Source organism: Streptosporangium sp. H16 (assembly GCF_051918855.1).
Lineage (GTDB): Bacteria > Actinomycetota > Actinomycetes > Streptosporangiales > Streptosporangiaceae > Streptosporangium.
Map to the genome: position 1 here is coordinate 101,119 of NZ_JBPXMD010000010.1, position 19,917 is coordinate 121,035.

Sequence of the window (19,917 nt, forward strand, 5' to 3'; positions counted from 1 at the left end):
CCCATGTCCGTCTCAGATTTGTTCGAACCGCTTACTCTTTCGCATGGCCCTGCGATGAGGAATCGTTTCATGCTGGCGCCGCTCACCAATCAGCAAAGCGAGCATGACGGCTCCGCGTCCGATTTCGATCGGGATTGGATCAGGCAGGTGGCGCGGGGCGGTTACGCCCTGATCCAAACCGGCGCCGCCACCGTCGAGGCCGGCGGCATAGCGTACGAGCGGCAGCTGGGTGTTCACAGCGACGAACACCTGCCCGGCCTGACCGAGATGGCAGCCGCGATTCGGGAGGGAGGCGGCCTGTCCGCGGTGCAGTTGCACCACGCCGGCCACCGCGCTCGACCGGAACTGGGGGGAGTTCCAGCCCCTGCCTCCAGCGCCACGGTTCCGGGAGTCAAAGCGCTGACCACGGAACAGGTGGAGCGAATCCGGGACGGCTTCATCGCGGCCGCGAAGAGGGCAGAACAGGCAGGGTTCGACGGCGTCGCGCTCCACGGCGCTTTCGGATGGATCCTGTCGGAGTTCATGTCCCCCTTGCTGAACGACCGCACAGACAAGTACGGCGGCAGCACGGAGAACCGGGCTCGCCTCACCATCGAGGTGATCGAAGGAATCCGCCGAGCGTGCGGCCCCCGGTTCCAGATCGGCTGGCGCTTGTCGGTCGAACGCTACGGACTACGCCTGGAGGAACTTCGTGACATCACGGCCGAGATTCTCGATCGAGAACTGATCGACTACCTCGACCTGGCCCTGTGGGACTCTGCCCAGATCGTTCGAGAAGGAGCGTTTCAAGGGCAGACCATGCTCAGCGTCTTCACAGACCTCCCCCGCAAGGGCGTACGCGTGGGAGCCGCGGGCAAGATCACGAGCGCCCAGCGCGCCGGCCGACTACTGGACGAGGGATGCGACTTCGTACTGATCGGCCGGGCGGCCATTCTCCAGCGGGACTTCCCCCGGCGAGTACACGAAAACCCTCTGTACGAAAGCCCGAAGCTTCCGGTGACGGCGCAGTACCTGCGCACCGCCGGGCTGAGCGAACGCTTCATCAATCACATGCGGGGATGGCAGGGCTTTGTTCGGCGATTCGGCGGCCTTTGAGAACGGGCGGGGTCGGCTTCTCCCAGGGGTACCGCAGGTCTTGGACGAGCGGGCGTGCAAGGCGGAGCCGGGTGTGGGCCACGACGATCCAGGTCCCCCGGTCGGCGGCCTCAGAGTTGCGGAGTCGAGGGCGGCCCACCACCCATCAGCCGGCTGTCGCCAACGCCACGACCGAGTACACCTAGCCGGCGCGCAGCCCGCCGGCGTCCAGCAGCACCGACGCGGTGGTGACGGCCAGCCCCCCGACCCCGCTCCCCCGCACCACCGCGCGGGCGGCCAGCCCGTCGAACACGATCGTCAGCTGATCCGCCAGCGTCTCCGGGTCGTCCGCACCGCCGAGCGCGGCCTGCCGCGCGAAGAAGTCGGTCAGCTCCTGCTTGCGCGCGCGGGCCACCAGGGCCGCCGGGTGGGCCGGGTCCTTGAGCTCGGTGGCGGTGCCGACGAACGGGCAGCCGCGGAAGGCCGGGTCTCCGGCCAGCGCCTCCAGCCGTTCGAAGACGTGCACGATCCGCTCGCGCGGGGTCAGCCCGGCCGCCTCACCCGGAAGGTAGTCCGCGAGGACGTCCGCCCCGAGCAGCGCCAGGCTCTCCGCGACCAGCTCGTCCTTGGTCTCGAAGAGCTGGTACATCGACCGCTTCGAGACCCCGGCGGCCCGGCAGAGCCGCTCGACACCGGTCGCGGTGATGCCCTCCCGGTAGAAGAGGTCCGCCGCGGCGCGCAGCAGCCGCTCGCGGGGGGTGGCCTTCAGGATCGTGCTCACCCCTGAAGGGTACCTCCCGATTTGGCGTCGGAAACCGATCGGTTTACCATGGCGGAAACCGATCGGTTTCCGACTCCTGGAGGCTCACATGAAGATTCAAGACGCCGTCGTGCTCGTCACCGGCGGCAACCGCGGAATCGGCAGGGCCCTGGTCGAGGAGGCTCTGGCGCGGGGCGCGCGCAAGGTGTACGCCGCCGCCCGGGACCCGAGGACCGTCTCCACCCCGGACGCCGTGCCCCTGAAGCTGGACGTCACCGACCCCGAGGCGGTCGCCGCGGCCGCCGAGCAGGCCTCCGACGTGACCATCCTGATCAACAACGCGGGCGTGGACCTCGCCATCGACGACATCCTGACCCACGATCTCGACGACGTCCGCCGCGAGTTCGAGGTGAACTTCTTCGGCCCGCTGCGGCTCATGCGCGCCTTCGCCCCGGTCATCGCCGGCAACGGCGGCGGCCACATCCAGAACGTCAACTCGGCCCTGGGCCTCCTCGTGGCACCCGGTTACGGGTCGTACACCGCGTACGCGTCGACCAAGGCCGCGCTCCTGATGGCGACCAACGGCCTGCGCGACACGCTCCCCGCGCGGGGCGTGGAGCTGTCCAGCCTTCACATGGGCTTCACCGACACCGACATCCTGCGGGACCCGACCGTGCAGAAGACCCCGGCCCCCGAGATCGCGCGGAAGGCGCTCGACGGCATCGAGGCCGGAGCGGCGGAGATCCTCGCGGACCCGGTCAGCGTGCAGGTCAAGGCGGCGGCCGCCCTGGACCCCGCCGAGCTCTTCCCGCGGAGCGCCGCCTGAGGCGTTCCCCCGCAACCCCCCGCGACGTCACCCCCGCCCTCACGCCCGGCCGCCCGCCGCGGATTGACCTCGAGAAGGCTTGAGGTTGAAGGATGGCCTCCATGGAGATCGGAGTGATCCTGCCTTCCGTCGCCGTGCAGCGGGAACAGCGGCTCGACCTGGGCACCGCCGCGCGGCACGCGGAGGAGGCGGGGCTGGACGGCGTCTGGCACGGCGACCACCTGGCCACCGGGGCGGCCTCGCTGGACTGCGCCGTGGCACTGGCCGTCGCGGCGGAGGCGACGACGCGGATCCGGATCGGGGCGAGCGTGTTCATCCCGGCGATCCGTCCCCTGGCGTGGTCGGCCAAGCAGATCGCGAGCCTCCAGCACGTCTCGGGCGGGCGGCTGGTGCTGGGCGTCGGGTCCGGCGGCGGCGCCGGGCAGTGGGCGGCGGCCGGGGTGCCGTACGGCGAGCGCGGCAGGCGCACCGACACCGCGCTGGAACTGCTCCCGCGCCTGCTGGCCGGGGAGACCGTCACGCTGGCGGACGAGCAGGCGAAGGTGCGGCTCGAACCGGCCGTGACACCCCCGCCGATCTGGGTCGGCAACGCGTCGGCGGTGGCCGTGCGGCGGGCGGCACGCCACGGGGACGGCTGGTTCCCCTCGATGGTCCCCCCGGCGGCGGTGGCCTCGGGAAGGACCGTGCTGGCCGAACTCGCCGCCGCCCGCGGACGTCCGGAGCCGGTCGTCGCCATCGGTGCCACCGGCGTCCTCGGCTCGGCACCCGGCCTGCCCACCCGCGCCTCCATCGCCTCGGGCATCACCGGGTACGGCATCCCGCTGGAGGAGGCGACGAGACTCCCCGTCACCGGGGAACCCGCACGGGCGGCCGAGCGGCTGGCCGCCTACCGCGAGGCCGGGGCGCGTCACGTGGTCCTGGGGTTCGCCGGAGGCGACTGGCGCGAGCAGTGCGACCTGCTCGCCGAGGTCCGCACCCTCCTGACCTGACCACCGGAGCGCCTCCGCCAGGATAGATTCAGGCCCGGTACCACCGGGGCCGACCCGGGCATCGGCCCGGCCGCCTCCTTCGCCATGGACGGACGGCTGCGATGAGCGCGCGTTTCGAGGAGATCGACTGGCGTCCGACGCCGATCGGCGCCATCAGCCTGCGGCGCCGGCGCGAGCCCTCGCTCGGCGTCGACGTCTACGAGATCAAACTCGACGACGACTTCCTCATGTCGAGCCTGTTCACGGTGGCCGAGATCGAGCTCGCCCGGCTCGGGCTGGCGGCGCTGCCGGGCACGGACCTCGACGTCGCCGTGGGCGGGCTCGGGCTCGGACACACCGCCCAGGCCGTACTCGAGGACCCCCGCGTGCGCTCGCTCGTCGTGATCGACGCGCTCGGCGAGGTGATCGAGTGGCACGAGCGGGAGCTGCTGCCGGTCGGCGCCCGGCTGATGTCGGACCCCCGCTGCCGCCTGGTCCACGGCGACTTCTTCGCGATGGTCGCCGCCGGTCCTGGCCTCGACCCCGAGACCCCGGACCGGCGCTTCCACGCCGTCCTGGTGGACATCGACCACACGCCGCGCCACGTGCTGCACCCGAGCCACGCCGCCCTCTACACCCCCGAGGGCCTGCACCGGCTCGCCGAGCACCTCCATCCGGGCGGCGTCTTCGCCCTGTGGTCGGACGACCCGCCGGACCCGGACTTCGCCGCCGTGCTCGCGGAGGTCTTCACGACCTCGCGGGCGCACGTCGTCACCTTCCCCAACCCGCTGCGGGGCGGCGAGTCGGCCAACACCGTCTATGTCGCGACGAACGTCACCTGACGCCCCGGCGCCGCCCGCCTCCTCGGCATCCGGCCGCGTTCGGTCCGGGGACGGCCCATCAGGCCGGGCGAGATCCGGTCTCGACCGGCGAGCCGCCCGGCACCCGGACGGGCGTGAACGTCAGCCGGGCTGGTTGCTGTCCTTGTGCGCGCCCCAGCCGTGCCAGCACTCGATCTCGATCCAGGCACTCACCCGGCTGCGCTCCCGGTCCGGATACTCCTTCCCGAGATACTGGCGGGCCAGCCGGTCGATGTCGGTCAGATCCCCGTCGTCGCGCAGCTCGGCGATGTGCCCGACGATGCTGACGTGGGTGTACCAGTCCTTCTCGTCGAGCACGGTGAGGGAGACCCGGGGATCCTCGCGCAGGTGCTCCAGCCGCTTGCGGCCCCCGTCCATGTTGACCAGGATCCGGCCGTCGTCCCAGAGATACCAGGTGGCCGTGGACACGGGCTGGCCATCGGGCCGAAGCGTGGTGATGACGGCGTGATTCGGCTTCCTCAGCATGGCGACTGCTTCCTCGGGAAGCGGCGGCTTTGACATGATCACTCCTCTTCGCCCCGGCGTCCCCTGTGGTGAAGGCGGCGCGTGCGGTTCACGGGATACACATCCACGGTGTCATATCCCGGATGGTGACGGTCCGGCGACCCTCCGTAAACAGCCGCTCACCGGCCCCCGAGGGATCCCTGCGGCTCACGGACCCCACCGGCCTCCGCCGTACGCGCCCGACGCCCCGGACCCCGGCCCCCTCATGATCACAGTGATCCGCGTCATATCGTCGACGGGAGGTTTGACTTCAAGCGCTTCAAGTGTTGGAGGCTCCCTTCATGGCAACGGCGTCCGGAGAGCGAGCAGCGGGTCTGACCATCCAGGAGATGGCGCGACGATCGGGTTTCAGCGAGCCCACGCTGCGCTACTACGAGAAGATCGGCCTGCTGGGAGCGGTCGCCAGGGACGAGTCCAGCGGTCATCGCCGGTACGAGGCGGCGACCGCGGACCGCGTCGAGGCACTGTCCTGCCTGCGTTCGTCGGGGATGACGGTCAGCGGGATGCGCCGCTACCTGGACCTGCTCGCCCGGGGGAACGCCGCGGCGGCCGAGCAGCGGGACCTGTTCGCCGCGCAGGCGGAGAAGCTGGCCGCCGACATCGAGCAGCTGCGACTGCGCCTGACATATCTGCGACAGAAAGCGGATATGTGGGACGCCCGCGCTCGCGGGGACGCCGCCGCCGAGAAGCGCGCGATCAACGAGATCACGCGCGTGCTGGCAGAATTCATCCACTGAGGGACCGATCACGATGAGCGCAGAAGATCTCACCACCCCCGCGAACGAGACGGTGCTGGTCACCGGTGGCACCGGCTACGTCGGCGGCCACACGGTCGCCCGCCTGCTACGCGAGGGATACCGGACCCGCGTGACGGTCCGGGAGCCCGGACAGCGGGCCGAGGTGCTGGACCAGCTCCGCCGGGCCGGGGTCGATCCGGCCGGCCGCCTGGAGTTCGCCGTGGCGAACCTCTCCGGCGACAAGGGCTGGGCCGACGCCGTGGACGGGGTCGGCCACGTGCTGCACCTGGCGTCACCCTTCCCGTTCACCCCTCCGGAGACGGAGGCCGAACTCATCCTCCCGGCGCGCGACGGCGCGCTGCGGGTCATCGCCGCCGCCCGTGCCGCGGGCGTGCCACGCGTGGTGATGACCTCCTCCTACGCGGCGGTCGGTTACACGGTGAAGCCCGGCGGCCACTACTCGGAGGAGGACTGGACCGACCCGGACACTCACGGCCTGCCCGCCTACCACCGGTCGAAGGTCCTCGCCGAGCGCGCGGCCTGGGACTTCGTCCGCACCCACGGCGGCATCGAGCTGGCGGTCGTCAACCCCACGGGCATCTTCGGCCCGGTGCTGAGCGACCGTCCGTCCGCGTCGGCCGGCCTGGTCAAGGCCATGCTGACCGGGCAGATGCCCGTGGTGCCGATCATGTACTTCGGCGTCGTCGACGTGCGTGACGTCGCGGACCTGCATCTGCGGGCCATGCTGCACCCGAAGGCGGCGGGCGAGCGCTTCATCGGGGTCAGCGGGCCGTCGATCAGCTTCTTCGACATCGCCCGGATCCTGCGTGAGCACTTCCCCGCCGCCGCGGACCTGCTGCCGTCCGCCGAGCTGACGATCGAGCAGGTGCGCGAGGCCGCGAAGACCGATCCGTCCCTTCGAGAAGCCGCCGGCCTGGGGGGACAGATCCCCGTCATCAGCAACGACAAGGCCCGTTCGGTGCTGGGCTGGGAGCCCCGCGACGTCACCGGGACGATCGTGGAGACCGCCGACAGCCACATCCGGCTGGGACTGACCCTGCCGGAGGGCCACAGCCTCCACGGCCTCCACGCGTGACCTCCCGGGACGCTCCTCGCGTCAGGAGAACGCCGGGGGCCTGCGCCGGAAGGCGTTGAGCGCGGTGGCGACGAGGGCCAGGGCGAGGCCGGCGACGGGGGCGGCGGGGACGCCGAGGAGGGCGAGGGCGGTCGCCGTGACGCCGGCCGGGACCCACGTCCAGATGGGGATCATGCGGGGTGTGCCGCCCCGGCGGCGGCGCCAGGCCTCGGCGGCCATCGGGACGACGAGCGGGGGCAGGGCCGCGGCCAGCGCCGAGAGCCAGGGCAGGAGATAGAGGTCGAACCGCAGGACGGCCAGCAGCGTGCCGGGGACGGCGACGCCAGCATGGCCGCGGCCCTGGAGAGGCCGGGCATGACCGACCTGATCGCCAGGGCGCCGGAGTAGGTGGTGGTCAGGCTGGGGGCGAAGACCGCCGCGGCGACGAAGAGGTTGCCGAACGCCGCGATGTCACCGGTGCCCGCCAGCGTCGCGACCACGTCGGGCGAGCCGGTGCGCAGCCACACCCCGGCGCCGGCCAGGGTCGCCAGCGACGCGGGGACCACCAGCAGTGCCACGCACACCAGCAGGTCCCGCCGCCCGGCCAGGCCGTGGCTGAAGTCCGGTGCCCGCACCGCGAAGACGGCGACGTACCCGACCAGGACCGCCACGTCCGGCAGGATGCCGCGGACCTCGGCGGTGACCGGCAGCACGGGCGGGCTCAGCCTGGTCACGCACACGGCGACCAGCGCGAGCGCCGCCAGCGTGGTGACGACCGCGATCCGGTTGCCCAGCCGGCCGGAGGCGCGGGAGGCGGCCAGGACGGCGGCGGCCAGCAGCACCGCGCCCACCGGTCCCGGCAGGGAGGTCACGGTGCCGAGCGAGGCGCCGCCCAGCCCCACGTTGAAGCCGTTCCAGCCGATCATGGCCAGGGCGAGCAGGACGCCCACCGCGGTGCGGGCGGCCGGGGACAGGTAGGTGGGCGCGACATCCGTCAGCGTGCCGCCCTCGGCGCGGGACGAGCTCAGGCCCAGCATGCCCTGGCCGTACAGGAGCCCGGCCATGAGCGCGGCGCCGAGCAGGACGGCGACGATCGGCACCGCCCCGCCGTGGCGGTCGGCCATCGCCGCCCCCATGGTGAGGGTCGCCGGTGCGGCGCCCAGCCCGAGCCACGCCCCGGCCGCCCCGGTCCAGCGGCGGCCCGCCCGTCCCGGGGAGGACGCGGCAGGCGGGGAGGACGACGTCACGCCGGGGTGGTGTCGGCCTTGACCTGCGTCTCCCCTGCCGTGCCCTCCGGCGTTCCGGGCGTGCCCCGCGGCGTCGTCCCTGCCGCGCCCTCCGCAGTTCCCGGCGGGCCGGCCGGTTTCCTGGCGGCGCTGCCGCCGAGGTAGAGGGCTCCCAGCCGGGGGTCCTCGACCAGTTCCGCGGCAGGTCCCGAGATGTGCACCCGGCCCAGGTCCAGCACGCAGCCGATGTCGGCCATCTCCAGGGCGCGGCGGGCGTTCTGCTCGACCAGCAGGACGGCGACGCCGGTCCGGCGCATCAGGTCGATCTGCTCGAAGACGGTCGAGGTCGTCTTAGGGTCCAGGCCCATCGACGGCTCGTCCAGCAGGATCACCTTGGGCTCCAGCATGAGCGCGCGGGCGAACTCCACCTGCTTCTGCTGACCGCCGGAGAGCAGGCCCGCGATGCTCGTCCAGCGCTCGCCGACCACCGGGAAGATCTCCTTGACCTCCTCGACGCGCCGTTTGATCCAGGCCTTGTCCCGGACGGTGTAGCCGCCCAGGCGCACGTTCTCCTCGACCGTCATCTCGCGGAACACGCTGTGCCCCTGGAGCACGTGGGCCATCCCCTGGCCCAGGAGGTCCTGCGGCGAGGCGCCGGTGACGTCCCGGCCACCGAGCAGCACCGAGCCCGAGCGCGGGACGAGCAGCCCGCTGGCCACCTTGAGCACCGTCGACTTGCCCGCGCCGTTCGGCCCGACCAGGCAGACCACCTCACCCGTGCGGACCGTGACCGAGAGCCCGCGCAGCACCAGCGCCGCCCTGCCGTATCCGGCCTCGACGTCGCGCAGCTCGAGAACGGTCTCCCGCGGAGCGGGCATTTCAGACACGCCAGACACGTCAGACACCGAGGTAGGCCTCCAGCACTCGGGGGTCGTTCTGCACGACCGCCGGCGGGCCCGCGGCGATGGGGGCACCGCGGTCGAAGACGATCACGTGGTCGCACATCCCCATGACCATGTCCATGTTGTGCTCGACGACGAGGAACGTCCGTCCCTCCTGGTTGAGCTCGCGGACGAGGGTGACGATCCGCTCGATCAGCGCCGGGTTGACCCCTCCGGCGGGCTCGTCGAGCAGCACCAGCTCGGGGTCGCCCATGAAGACGGCCGCGAGCTCCAGCAGCTTCTGCTGCCCGTAGGAGAGGTTGCGCGCCTCGGCGTGCTCCAGGTGGTCGATGCCGACCCTGCGCAGCCAGTGGCGGGCCCGCTCGACCTCCCCCCTGTCGTGGCTGCCGGCCAGCAGTTCGCGCAGCCGGGTGCGGCGCACCGCCACCAGCATGTTCTCCAGCACGGTCATCCGGGGGAAGACCCGGCAGAGCTGGAAGGTGCGCCCCAGCCCTGCGTGCGCGATGCGGTGCGGCGAGTAGCGGGTGATCTCCCTGTCCCCGTAGAGGGTCCGCCCGGAGTCGGGCCGGATCATCCCGGTGACCAGGTTGAAGAAGGTCGTCTTGCCGGAGCCGTTCGGCCCGATCAACCCGTTGATCTTGCCGTGCACCAGCTCGACCGTCGCGCCGTTCACCGCTGTCACGCCGCCGAACGCCTTGGTCAGGCCCTCGGTGCGCAGCGACGTGCTCATCGGGCCGCCTCCTGCATCTCCGCCCGCTGCGCGGCGGTCTCCTCTCGGATCGACGCCTCGGGGGGCCGTCTCAGGCGCAGCAACCTCGCGGCGGCCGGGATGATCCCCTCGGGCATGAACAGGACCACGAGCACCAGCAGCAGGCCGGTCGCGGTCAGGTGAATCTGCGACTCGCCGAGCGCGACCAGGAAGTACTCCCCGGCCGGGGCCACGATGAGCGCGCCGAGCAGCGGGCCGAACAGGTGGCGGACCCCGCCGAGCAGGCTCATCAGAACCATGTAGGAGCCGATCAGGATCGAGAAGACGAAGATCGGGTCGAGGCTGCGGAACCAGACGGCGTACAGGCCGCCGGCCAGGGCCACGAACAGTGCCGACAACGCGTAGGCGACGACCTTGAACGCGACCGTCGGCACGCCGAGCGACTCGGCCTTGTCCTCGTCCTCGCGGATGGCCCGCAGGCCGCTGCCGAACCGGGAGCGGCCGACGAACCACCAGGTCAGCAGGACCACGACGAGCAGGAGCAGGAAGAGGTAGAAGAACACCAGGTGCGTCTCGCCGCGGTTGAGCTCGCGGAACTGCGCGGGCACCCGCAGGCCGGTGGAGCCGCCGGTCAGCGACCGCCAGCCCTGGACCAGCAGGTTCATCATGGAGACCAGGGCGATGGAGACGATCACGAAGGAGGCTCCGCGCACCCGGACCGCGGCGATGCCGACCAGCACGGCGAACAGCGCGACCACGACGGCCGAGGCGAACAGCGCGAGGACCCAGTTCCACTCGGCCCGGGTGATCAGCAGGCCGGTGCCGTACGCGCCGAGCCCGAAGAACGCCGAGTGGCCGAGGGAGACGTATCCGGTGAACCCGCCGAGCAGGTTCCACGAGGTGGCCATCACCGCGTACATCACGGTGAGCACGCCGGCGTAGAGGAGATAGGTGTTGGGCGCCAGCCACGGGTAGGCCAGGGCGAGGAGCGCCCCGAGCGCGAAGAGCCCGGCCTTCGCCCCGGAACCTCCCTTGGAACCCGCCTTAGAACCGTTGCGCAAGGCGACCTCCGAAGAATCCCTGGGGACGCACGACGAGGGTCAGGAAGAGGAAGACGTAGAACATCATCGTGGCCCAGGTGGCGTCGACGGTGACCAGCACCAGGCTCTCGATGACACCGAGCATGAGCGCGGCCGCGGCGGCCCCCTGCACGCTGCCCAGGCCGCCTACGACGATGATCGCCATCAGCTTGCCGATCCAGGCCCAGTGCGCGGCCGGGAAGAACGGGGTGATCAGCGCGAGTACGGCGCCGCCGACCGCTGCGGTGGCCAGGCCCAGCCCGAAGCCGTATCCGGTGACCCGGTCGGTCCTGATGCCCACCAGCCGGGCGGCCTGCGGGTGCTGGATGGTCGCGCGCAGGGACTGGCCGAAGCGGGTCATCCGCAGCACCACGAAGAGCAGGCCCAAAGTGAGCGCGGCGACGCAGAAGGCGATGATGCGGTCGTAGGGCAGGCGGACCGCGCCAAGCGACAGCGACTGGGTGGCGTAGTCCATGCTGATCGACCGGTAGGAGCCGGTGTAGACGGTGCCGAGCACCCCCTCGATGATCAGGGCCATGCCGAAGGTGAGCAGCACCGACATCATCGCCATCGTGTCGGAGGCGAGCCTGGAGATCAGCAGCCGCTGGATCGCCACGCCCGCCGCGAAGAACAGCGGCACGGTGAGCGGGATGGTGAGCAGCGGGTCGAGCCCGAGGCGGACGTTGAGCGTGTAGGTGAGGTAGGCGGCGACGATGAGGAACGCCGGGTGGGCGACCATCACCACGCGCATGACGCCGAAGTACAGCGACAGGCCCGAGGAGAGCAGGGCGTACAGGCCGCCGGTCAGCACGCCCAGGACGAGTCCCTGCAGCAGGAGGGAGCCCGACGGCATCAGGTCACCAGTCCTTCTTGGGGAAGACCAGCTTGGTGGTCTGCGCCTTGGAGCCCTCGGGCAGCACGATCTGGACCTTGCCGTCCACGTACTGCTGGATCATGTGCGCGGCCTCGGGGCGGCCCTTGTCGTCGAAGGAGAGCGGGCCGACGATGGTGTCGAACGTGCCCGCGCGGATGTGGTCCGCGAGCTTCGTCTGGCACTCCTCGGTCGGGTCGACGCAGCCGACCGACTTGACGGCGGCCTGCACGATCTGGCCCACGGTGTAGCCGTTGGCCGCGTCCTCGTTGGCCTCGCCCTTGAACATCTCCTTGTAGCGCTTGACGAAGGCGTCGTTGCCGGGGAAGCCGGAGGTGAGCGACCAGCCCACGGGCGACAGGATGCCCTCGACCGCGCCGCCGACCGCCTCGGGGAACTCCTGCAGGGTGGGGCCGGTGGAGAAGGCCGCGAGCTTGGGCTGGGCGCCGAGTTCCTGCAGGGCGCGGACCAGGCCGACGGAGTCCTCGAACTGGGTGCCGCCGACCACGATGTCCGCCTTGGCGTCGGCGATCCGGGCGGCGATGGGGGCGAAGTCGGTGGTCTCCGGCGGGTAGACCTCGTCGGCCACGGTCTTGATCCCGGCCGCGGCGAGCTTGTCGCGCAGGCCGTAGGCGGTGCCCTGGGCGAACGGGTCGTCCAGGGAGGCGTACGCCGCGGTCTTGGGCCGCTTGTCCGCCGGGAGCGCCAGGATGTACTCGGCCAGGTAGTTGTAGTGGTCACTCGCGATGGCCGGAGCGGCGTAGAACAGGTTCTTGAACCCCTGCTCGAAGACCTCCTTGGCGGCGCCCGCGGGCTCGACGAACAGCATGTCGTAGGACTCGGCGACCTCGGCTGCGGGGATCACCAGGCGGGTCGAGAACGGGCCGAACACCAGGTTGACCTTGTCCTGGGTGATGAGCGACTCGTAGTCGGAGACGACACGGTTGGGGTCGGAGGCGTCGTCCCGGAAGATCAGCTCGACCTTCCGGCCGAGGAGGCCGCCGGCCGCGTTGACCTGGTCGGCCCAAACCTCGTACCCCTCCCGCACACCCTTGCCGGGTTCGGAGAAATCACCGGTCAGCGGCAGGGAGATGCCGACCTTGACCGGACCGGTGCCACCGCTCTCCGCGGCCGGCTCGTCGCCGATGCCGCCGCAGGCGGAAAGGCCTAGACTGCACATCGCTACCAAGGCAAGGCTTCTGAGGGCGAGGGGAGCCCTTACCATGTCGAACCCTCCAGGGCTTGGATCGGTTTCGCCTTCGAAAGCGCTTTCGCAAGCGCTTTCGGTTACCATGGCACGCATTACAGCGACGTGACAAGGGGCTAACTTCGCCAATGAAAGAGCGTCCGGCCATCCCGCGCCTGGTGGACGTCGCCCGCGCCGCGGGGGTCTCGCTGGCGACGGCCTCCCGCGCCATGACCGGGAGCAGCGGGGTCAGCTCCACGCTCGCGGCGCACGTCCAGGCAGTCGCGGCCCAGGTGGGCTACGTCCCCAACAGCCACGCCCGGGCCCTCGCCGGCGGGCAGGCCTCCATGATCGGGCTGATCGTCCACGACGTCGGCGACCCTTACTTCTCCGAGATCGCCCGGGGCGTGCTGCGCGAGACCGAGAGCCGCGGCTACATGGCCATGATCAGCCAGACCGAGCGCGACCCGCGCGCCGAGCTTGCGCGCATCCGCACGCTGCGGGCCCACCGGGTCACCTCGATCGTCCTGGCCGGATCGGGGTACGTCGAGGCGGACACCGAGGTCGACACCGCCGCCGAGCTGGCGTCCTTCAGCGCGGCGGGAGGCCGCGTGGCGGTGATAGGCCGCCACCACCTGCCGGTCGACGCGGTGCTGCCGGACAACCGCAACGGCGCGGAGACCGTCATGCGCCACCTGCTGGACCTCGGCCACCGCGACATCGGCGTGGTCGGCGGCCCGGCCAACCTCACCACCGTGGAGGACCGCCTCGCCGGCCTGCGCGGCGCCGCCGAGGCGCACGGCCTGAGCTGGGGGGCGATCCCCGTCGTGCACGGCGACTTCACCCGCGAGGGCGGCGTGTCCTCGACCGCGCGGCTGATGCGCGAGCACCCGGAGCTGACCGCGGTCGTCGCACTCAACGACCCGATGGCCGTCGGCGCGCTGTCCTGGCTGCTGCGCGACGGCCGCCTGATCCCCGGCGAGGTCTCGGTCGCGGGCTTCGACGACATCCCGGTGGCCGCCGACGTCTACCCGGGCCTGACCACGATCCGCCTGCCGATGATCGGCATGGGCCGGCAGGCGCTCGAACTCGTCCTCAAGCCTCCCGCCTCCCGCCCCCGGCGCCGGCGCACCGGCCACGAGCTGGTCGTCCGCGCCTCCACCGGCCCGGTCCCCGCCAGATCCGGGGCGGCCCGCCTCACCCGCTGAGCCCTTCGAGCCCTTCGAGCCCGCGGTGGAGACCCGTGGAACGCCCCCGGGCGGCGTGCCGTCCCGCGGCGCGGGAGCCCGTACCCGCGGCATGGGGCCCGTAGCGCGAGGAAGCCCGTCCCGCGGCGCGAGGAGCCCCTCCCGCACAGTCCGGCGGTCACGACTGTTGACATCCCGATCTTCAGAGTTAACATCTGCGCAGGCCCGAACGTAAGCGCTTTCGCAAGCGCTTACGGATCACTCACCCCCCGAGAGGATCCGGATGCCCGCCCTGCCCACCCCCCTCCGCCGGCTGCTGTCACCGGCGCTCGCCCTGGTCACCGGCCTGGGGTTCGCGCTGGTCGCCACGGCCCCGGCCGCCGCGGCGGCACCCCCCTGTCCCGCCCTCTGCGCCCTGGCCACCTTCGACGACTACGACAACGGCAGCCTGCGCTCGCAGGGAACCTGGCACGTCAACACCCCCGGCGCCGCCGACGGAGCCCTCGCGGGCGACGCGGTGCCCGCGGGCTTCTCCGGCAAGACCCTGATCGACAAGCTGGACGCCAGTGCCCAGCCTGTCCGCTACCGCGGCAACGCCTACGCCACCCTGGGCGACCTCGCCATCGCCGAGGGCGCCACCGGCACCCTCTTCCTGGAGTTCGCCGCCGACGACCCGGCCAGGACGGACGTCAGCCTGGGCCTGAGCGCCGACGAGTCCCCCGGCCTGGGCTTCGACACCACCGGTGACGAGCTCGACCTGGACGACTACGCCGTACAGGTGCGCTTCAACGAACGGGGCCTCGTCATCAGGGACGGGGGCCAGGACCGCGTCGCCGACAACGTCACCCTCACCCCCGGCGCGGTCCACCGGATCTGGGCCGTGGTCGACACCGCCGCCGACAGCTACCGCGTGCACGTCGCCGCGCCGGGCGGGCAGCCGGTGCGGGCCGCCGCGGGCGGCGACGACACCTTCGCCTTCCGGACCGGCGGCTCCGCCCCGCTCGTCACCTTCCTGCACCTGAACGACCCGGAGGACCCGCCGAGTGGGGTGTCCTACGTCGACAACATTCACCTCGACCCCGACGGCGCCACCCTGGCCGACCCGACCCCCGCCTTCGACGAGGTCCTCGACCTGGAGGGCTACACCGCGGGCGCGCTGAACGGCCAGGACGGCTGGAGGACCTCGGGCGCGGCCGTCGTCGTCGCCGCCGACCCGAGGCAGGCCGGGAACCAGGCGATCCGGATGACCGGCCCGAACCTGCGGGCGCACCGGGCGGTCCCCGCCATCGCACCGGGCGCGAGCGGCACCCTCTTCTTCCGCTTCCAGCGGACCGGCAACGTCGACACCAGCGCCGGGCTGACCGACGCGGACGCGCCCGCCGCGTTCGGCGACTTCGAGGTCCAGGCCAACAACCAGAACTCCGCCACGCTGAACGCCCGCGACCGGGGCGCCTTCTCCCCCGCGGGCACCTGGGCGCCCGGCACCTGGCAGTGCGTGTGGCTGGTCGCCGACAACACGACCGACACCTTCGCGATGTACAGCAGGGGCGGCCCGTACGCGGTGACCACCCGGCTGCCCGCGGGCACCGAGAGACGGTTCGGCTTCCGCAACGGCACCGCCGAGGCGCTGGACCGGTTCGCCGTGATCAACGGCGCGAACAGCGCCTCCGCCCTCTACTTCGACGACATCGCGGTCGACACCGGCGGGGTCAACCTGCGGGTGCCGGGCGGCGCCGCCGACGCCTGCGGCGTGACCGGCACGAGCGACCTGCCGCTGCCCGACCCGCTGCCCGGCGACCCCGTCGTCACCGGCCTCGGCGTCACGCTGCGGGAGTTCGTCACCATCCCCGCCAGCAACGCCACCGCGCCCCGGGCCCGGATCAACTACGCCGGTGAGATCCCCGACGGCTCCGGACGGCTCTACGTGCCCGATCTGAACGGCACGATGTACCTCGTCGTGAACGGCGCCCCGGTGCGGTTCCTCGACGTCGCGGCCGCCTTCCCCGACTTCCGGCTCAACCCCAACCTCGGGACCGGCTTCGGCTTCGTCACCTTCCACCCCGACTACCGGACCAACGGGAAGTTCTACACCACGCACTCCGAGGCGGGACCGGCGCTCACCACGAAGACACCCGACCTGCCGTACCCGGCCGGCACCTCCGTGCACAACGTGATCACCGAGTGGACCGCGACCGACCCGGCCGCGAACGTCTTCGCCGGCACCAGGCGCGAGGTCCTCAGGCTCGGCTTCGACACCTTCCTGCACGGCGTCCAGGAGATCGGCTTCAACCCGACCGCCGAGGCCGGGGACGCCAACCGCACCCTCCTCTACCTCGCCCTGGGCGACGGCGAGGAGACGCCGAACTTCACCGCCGGGCCGCAGAACCTGGGCGTGCCGCAGGGCAAGATCCTGCGCATCGACCCGGCGGGCACCGACGGGCCCGGCGGCGGGTACGGCGTGCCGCCCGGCAACCCCTTCGTGAACCGCGCGGGCGCGCTCGGCGAGATCTACGCCTACGGGCTGCGCAACCCGCACCGGTTCAGCTGGGACCCGGCCACCGGGAAGATGTACGTCGGCATGATCGGCGAGGTCAACATCGACTCGGTCTACGAGGTGGAGGCGGGCGACAACTTCGGCTGGAACGAGCGCGAGGGCGGCTTCCTGTTCAAGAAGTCCGACCCGACCAACGTCTACCCGCTCCCCGCCGACGACGCGAATTACGGCTACACCTACCCGGTGATCAGCTACGACCACGACACCGGCAACGCGCTGGTCGGCGGCTTCGTCTACCGGGGCGAGGCGGTGCCGGAGCTCACCGGCAAGTACGTCTACGGCGACATCGTCAGCGGCCGGATCTTCTACTCCGAGGTCGGGGAGATGGTCCGTGGCGCGAAGCTCGCCACGGTCAAGGAGCTGACGCTGTTCGACGCGGCCGAGCGGCAGGTGACGATGCGGCAGCTGGCCGGCAACGACCGGGTCGACTTCCGCCTGGGCGTCGACGGCGACGGCGAACTGCTCGTCCTGTCCAAGGCCAACGGCAAGATCTGGCGGGTCACCCGGCCCCCGCAGCACGCCGGCTGCGCCGTGGGCACCGCGAGCGTCACCGGCACCGCGGCCCAGTCGAGCTGGGCCCCGCGCACCCCCGCCAAGTGGCGCTTTCCCGGCGACGAGGTGATCCTGGCCGAGGCCGGGACGGCTCCCTCCGGCCCGCGCCGCCCGTTCGAGTACGCCGTGCTCACCAAGGGCCCGGTCTTCGGATCGGTGCAGATCGACGCCGAGGTCAGGCTGGACGAGAGCGTGAGCGTGAGCAACCGGGACGTGATCGTCGTCTTCGGCCACCGGTCCGACACGGAGTACTACTACGTCCACCTGTCGCAGGACAACACGATCTACCCGCACAACGGCATCTTCGTGGTGAACAACGCCGACCGGCTGCGCATCGACGACCAGTGGACCGGCACGGTCGGCGCTCCCCCGGCGGTGACCGACGCCGGCTGGCACCGGGTCCGCGTCCGGCACTGCGCCGGCACGGGCGAGATCGCGGTCTACGTGGACGGCTCGGCGACCCCGCTGATGACGGCCACCGACCAGACCTTCACCTCCGGCCGGATCGGCTTCGGCTCGTTCGACAACTTCGGCCGGACCAGGGACTTCTCCGCCACCGGCACCGCCCTGACCCCGAACCGGGCACCGGCCTCCGAGCCGTGACCCGGCCCGGGGGCGTGGCCACGCCTGTTCGCCGAGCGGCGACCTCGACCGGTCACGCACCGGCGGGCAGGCGTGTGTGCCGGGGGATCTTGCCGAACTTGCCGGAGTGGAAGTCGCGGTAGGCTTGCTCGATCTCGGCGCGCGTGTTCATCACGAAGGGGCCGCTGGCGTACACGGACTCACCGATGGGCCGCCCGGCGAGCAGCAGCACCTTGGTCTGCTCGTCACCGTCGCCGGTGGCCAGGGTCAGCGTGGTCGCGTCGCCCTGCCCGGACACCGGATCGGACCAGGCGATCTGCCCGGCGTGCACGGTCCGGCCGGCGACCGTCAGCCGGCCCGAGATCACGTACGCGAACGCGCGCTGGTCCCCGTCGAGCAGCTGCCGGTACTCGGTCCTCGGGTCGAGCGTGATCATCATGCCCAGAATCGGCCAGTGGTTGAGCGCCGGCCCGCGCGCCGGCCCGGTCTCCCCCGAGATCAGCTGGACCAGCACACCGTCCTCGGTGTGCACGGCGTGCATGCCGGCCCGCAGGTCCTGATAGCGGGTGGGTACCATCTTTTGATGCGCCGGCAGGTTGACCCATATCTGGATGATGTGGGCCCGCTCTGAGCGGGCGGCGACCTCACGGTGGATGATGCCCCGCCCCGCGGTCATCCACTGCACGTCCCCCGCCCCGAGCACACCGGCGTTGCCCATGCTGTCGCCGTGCTCCAGGGCCCCGTCCAGGATCAGGGTCACGGTCTCCAGCCCACGGTGCGGGTGCCAGTCGAACCCCGGTTGGTTGACCAGCTCCTCCCCCATCACCAGGAACGGATCGGTCCAGGCGTTGTTGCCCGGCGCGATGATCATCGCGCTGTGATCGGACGTCGCGGTCGCGCCGATGTCCACCTTGTCGAGAACCCGGTCCACCTTCCGGCTCGCCGGCACGGTTCGCGCGGTCATGATGACCCTCCCTTTCGTCGGTCATCAGAAGCATCCATCCGCCGATCCGGGTTGGCAAAGGACACTGAAGTTACTTACATTTGGAAAGTGACCACGCCGCCCACCACTCAGATCGACGAGGAGCACTGCCACCGCATCCTGCGCGCGATCGACATCATCGGGGTCCGCTGGACCGGGCCGATCCTGCTCGCCGCGGTCCGCGGCGCCCGCCGGTTCAAGGAGTACCGCGCCCTGGTGCCTGGTATCTCGGATCCGCAGCTCACGCTGAGGCTCAAGCAACTCCAGGCCCGCGGGCTCATCGAACGCACGGTGATCCCCAGCATGCCGGTCCAGATCACCTACGCCCTCACGCCCGACGCCGAAGAGCTGATCTCCGCCCTTCAACCCTTGTCTCGCTGGAGTGAGCGGCACCTCCCACCTGACGACGCATGACCTGGAGCGGGCCCCGCCGGTCCGGTCCGGTTCGGCACGGCCCGGGACCACGGCCGCCCGGCCGGATGATCCCGCGGAGATCGGGAAGATGGCCTCGGCTGGCCGCAGCCGTCGTGGACCAGCCTCTCGCAAAAGACCTCGCCGTGGATCTGCCCCTCGACGATCATCGGGTTGATCAGCTTGCCGCAGTCATGGACGACGGCGTAGTGCTTGTCCCGATGACCGGTGCCGGAGTTCGGCGAGGCCAGAGCGAAGGTCGGGGAGGGGTGGGAAGATCAGGCGGTTGCCGAAGAAGGTTGGGCAGGGCGAAGGCGACGGCCTTGCCGGGGGTGGCAGTGGTGAGGGTGACAACCGGGTAGGTCTGGCAGTGGCCGTGCGAAAGCCGGTGGGCCAGGAGCAGTCCGCGGCCGTTCTCGGCGAGCAGGGGCAGGCCGATCTCCTCCACCGAGCGCAGCAGGTTGAGGATGATGCTGATCTCGTGCAGGTCGGGGTCGCCGTCGACGATCTCGCACCAGGCGGGGATACCGTCCAGGCTGAGGACGCGCAGCTCGTACGGAGGGCGGGCGTGCTTCTCGGCGTTGGCTGCGAGTTCGGCGACGATGAGTTCAGCGGTGTCGATGTCATCGCCGGACAGTCCGACGTGTTGGAGCACCTCGCGGACGACAGCGCGGGCGCGGCGCGAGGCGGAGCCGGGTCGCAGGACCTTCACCAGCGCACGGATGTCGTCCTGCCCGTCTCGCCCCATCGTCCCGGTGTCATGCACCGCCGCAATGGTGCTCTGTCTGGTTGCGCCGAGGTGTTTCCCGTTCCGGTCCGGCAGAGAAGCCGGGCTTTCGGCCGGGCGGTGT

General features: G+C 71.4%; 21 protein-coding genes. 9 read left to right on the plus strand and 12 right to left on the minus strand.

From position 1 onward, the window contains the following. Nucleotides 1-3 precede the first annotated feature (3 nt). Nucleotides 4-1,095, plus strand: a complete 1,092-nt coding sequence (locus ACTOQ2_RS18665) for an NADH:flavin oxidoreductase (RefSeq protein WP_440100855.1) — start codon at nucleotides 4-6, stop codon at nucleotides 1,093-1,095. A gap of 181 nt (nucleotides 1,096-1,276) precedes the next feature. On the opposite strand, the gene ACTOQ2_RS18670 is transcribed toward ACTOQ2_RS18665, so the two are convergent. Then, complete coding sequence (locus ACTOQ2_RS18670; RefSeq protein ID WP_440100856.1) at nucleotides 1,277-1,855, minus strand: TetR/AcrR family transcriptional regulator; 579 nt, start codon at nucleotides 1,853-1,855, stop codon at nucleotides 1,277-1,279. Nucleotides 1,856-1,943: 88 nt separating this feature from the next. Here ACTOQ2_RS18670 and ACTOQ2_RS18675 point away from each other — a divergent pair, with 88 nt between their 5' ends. From ACTOQ2_RS18675 to ACTOQ2_RS18685, 3 genes are all read left to right on the plus strand, one after another. Continuing rightward, a complete protein-coding gene (locus tag ACTOQ2_RS18675; RefSeq protein WP_440100858.1) occupies nucleotides 1,944-2,660 on the plus strand; it encodes an SDR family oxidoreductase in 717 nt (238 codons plus the stop codon). Nucleotides 2,661-2,761: 101 nt separating this feature from the next. After that, a complete protein-coding gene (locus ACTOQ2_RS18680) occupies nucleotides 2,762-3,649 on the plus strand; it encodes an LLM class flavin-dependent oxidoreductase (RefSeq protein WP_440100860.1) in 888 nt (295 codons plus the stop codon). A gap of 101 nt (nucleotides 3,650-3,750) precedes the next feature. After that, nucleotides 3,751-4,470: a spermidine synthase gene (locus tag ACTOQ2_RS18685; protein WP_440100862.1), complete on the plus strand. Its 720-nt coding sequence runs from the start codon at nucleotides 3,751-3,753 to the stop codon at nucleotides 4,468-4,470. A gap of 120 nt (nucleotides 4,471-4,590) precedes the next feature. Here the strand turns inward: ACTOQ2_RS18685 and ACTOQ2_RS18690 are convergent, their stop codons facing one another. Further along, entirely contained in the window at nucleotides 4,591-5,010 is a 420-nt protein-coding gene (locus ACTOQ2_RS18690) for a PPOX class F420-dependent oxidoreductase (RefSeq protein ID WP_440100864.1), read from the minus strand. Between the two features lie 332 nt (nucleotides 5,011-5,342). Here ACTOQ2_RS18690 and ACTOQ2_RS18695 point away from each other — a divergent pair, with 332 nt between their 5' ends. Both ACTOQ2_RS18695 and ACTOQ2_RS18700 read left to right on the plus strand, forming a co-directional pair. Beyond that, on the plus strand, nucleotides 5,343-5,750 hold the full coding sequence (locus ACTOQ2_RS18695; protein ID WP_440100866.1) for a MerR family transcriptional regulator: 408 nt from the start codon (nucleotides 5,343-5,345) through the stop codon (nucleotides 5,748-5,750). 13 nt (nucleotides 5,751-5,763) lie between these two features. Further along, nucleotides 5,764-6,846 (plus strand): SDR family oxidoreductase, encoded by a 1,083-nt coding sequence (locus ACTOQ2_RS18700; RefSeq protein ID WP_440100868.1) that lies wholly within the window; start codon nucleotides 5,764-5,766, stop codon nucleotides 6,844-6,846. A gap of 21 nt (nucleotides 6,847-6,867) precedes the next feature. Here the strand turns inward: ACTOQ2_RS18700 and ACTOQ2_RS18705 are convergent, their stop codons facing one another. Genes ACTOQ2_RS18705 through ACTOQ2_RS18735 form a run of 7 tightly spaced genes read right to left on the minus strand, consistent with a single transcriptional unit; the run spans nucleotide 6,868 to nucleotide 12,792 of the window. Next, complete coding sequence (locus ACTOQ2_RS18705; RefSeq protein ID WP_440100870.1) at nucleotides 6,868-7,020, minus strand: hypothetical protein; 153 nt, start codon at nucleotides 7,018-7,020, stop codon at nucleotides 6,868-6,870. Beyond that, a complete protein-coding gene (locus ACTOQ2_RS18710; RefSeq protein ID WP_440100872.1) occupies nucleotides 7,017-8,072 on the minus strand; it encodes a hypothetical protein in 1,056 nt (351 codons plus the stop codon). The genes ACTOQ2_RS18705 and ACTOQ2_RS18710 overlap by 4 nt, the downstream gene beginning before the upstream one ends. After that, nucleotides 8,069-8,929, minus strand: coding sequence for an ABC transporter ATP-binding protein (locus ACTOQ2_RS18715; protein WP_440101110.1), 861 nt, complete (start codon nucleotides 8,927-8,929; stop codon nucleotides 8,069-8,071). Before ACTOQ2_RS18715 ends, ACTOQ2_RS18710 begins: the two co-directional genes overlap by 4 nt. Nucleotides 8,930-8,948: 19 nt before the next feature. Continuing rightward, on the minus strand, nucleotides 8,949-9,683 hold the full coding sequence (locus tag ACTOQ2_RS18720; protein WP_435289197.1) for an ABC transporter ATP-binding protein: 735 nt from the start codon (nucleotides 9,681-9,683) through the stop codon (nucleotides 8,949-8,951). Beyond that, nucleotides 9,680-10,723, minus strand: coding sequence for a branched-chain amino acid ABC transporter permease (locus ACTOQ2_RS18725; protein WP_440100874.1), 1,044 nt, complete (start codon nucleotides 10,721-10,723; stop codon nucleotides 9,680-9,682). The genes ACTOQ2_RS18720 and ACTOQ2_RS18725 overlap by 4 nt, the downstream gene beginning before the upstream one ends. Further along, nucleotides 10,707-11,594 (minus strand): branched-chain amino acid ABC transporter permease, encoded by an 888-nt coding sequence (locus tag ACTOQ2_RS18730; protein ID WP_440100876.1) that lies wholly within the window; start codon nucleotides 11,592-11,594, stop codon nucleotides 10,707-10,709. Before ACTOQ2_RS18730 ends, ACTOQ2_RS18725 begins: the two co-directional genes overlap by 17 nt. 4 nt (nucleotides 11,595-11,598) lie before the next feature. Continuing rightward, complete coding sequence (locus ACTOQ2_RS18735; protein ID WP_440100878.1) at nucleotides 11,599-12,792, minus strand: amino acid ABC transporter substrate-binding protein; 1,194 nt, start codon at nucleotides 12,790-12,792, stop codon at nucleotides 11,599-11,601. A gap of 155 nt (nucleotides 12,793-12,947) precedes the next feature. On the opposite strand from ACTOQ2_RS18735, the gene ACTOQ2_RS18740 reads away from it, so the two are divergent. Together ACTOQ2_RS18740 and ACTOQ2_RS18745 are read left to right on the plus strand one after the other, a co-directional pair. Further along, complete coding sequence (locus ACTOQ2_RS18740; RefSeq protein WP_440064191.1) at nucleotides 12,948-14,006, plus strand: LacI family DNA-binding transcriptional regulator; 1,059 nt, start codon at nucleotides 12,948-12,950, stop codon at nucleotides 14,004-14,006. Between the two features lie 262 nt (nucleotides 14,007-14,268). Next, nucleotides 14,269-17,694: a PQQ-dependent sugar dehydrogenase gene (locus ACTOQ2_RS18745; RefSeq protein WP_440100880.1), complete on the plus strand. Its 3,426-nt coding sequence runs from the start codon at nucleotides 14,269-14,271 to the stop codon at nucleotides 17,692-17,694. A 52-nt stretch (nucleotides 17,695-17,746) separates the two neighbouring features. Here the strand turns inward: ACTOQ2_RS18745 and ACTOQ2_RS18750 are convergent, their stop codons facing one another. Continuing rightward, on the minus strand, nucleotides 17,747-18,637 hold the full coding sequence (locus ACTOQ2_RS18750) for a pirin family protein (protein WP_440100881.1): 891 nt from the start codon (nucleotides 18,635-18,637) through the stop codon (nucleotides 17,747-17,749). A gap of 87 nt (nucleotides 18,638-18,724) precedes the next feature. Here ACTOQ2_RS18750 and ACTOQ2_RS18755 point away from each other — a divergent pair, with 87 nt between their 5' ends. Beyond that, the gene (locus ACTOQ2_RS18755) at nucleotides 18,725-19,069 is read left to right on the plus strand and encodes a winged helix-turn-helix transcriptional regulator (protein ID WP_440100883.1); all 345 of its coding nucleotides are present in this window, start codon (nucleotides 18,725-18,727) and stop codon (nucleotides 19,067-19,069) included. Here the strand turns inward: ACTOQ2_RS18755 and ACTOQ2_RS18760 are convergent. Beyond that, nucleotides 19,018-19,317: a molybdopterin cofactor-binding domain-containing protein gene (locus tag ACTOQ2_RS18760; protein ID WP_440101112.1), complete on the minus strand. Its 300-nt coding sequence runs from the start codon at nucleotides 19,315-19,317 to the stop codon at nucleotides 19,018-19,020. The two genes, ACTOQ2_RS18755 and ACTOQ2_RS18760, sit on opposite strands and share 52 nt — an antisense overlap. After that, the gene (locus ACTOQ2_RS18765) at nucleotides 19,245-19,832 is read right to left on the minus strand and encodes an ATP-binding protein (protein WP_440100885.1); all 588 of its coding nucleotides are present in this window, start codon (nucleotides 19,830-19,832) and stop codon (nucleotides 19,245-19,247) included. Before ACTOQ2_RS18765 ends, ACTOQ2_RS18760 begins: the two co-directional genes overlap by 73 nt. Nucleotides 19,833-19,917: the final 85 nt, after the last annotated feature.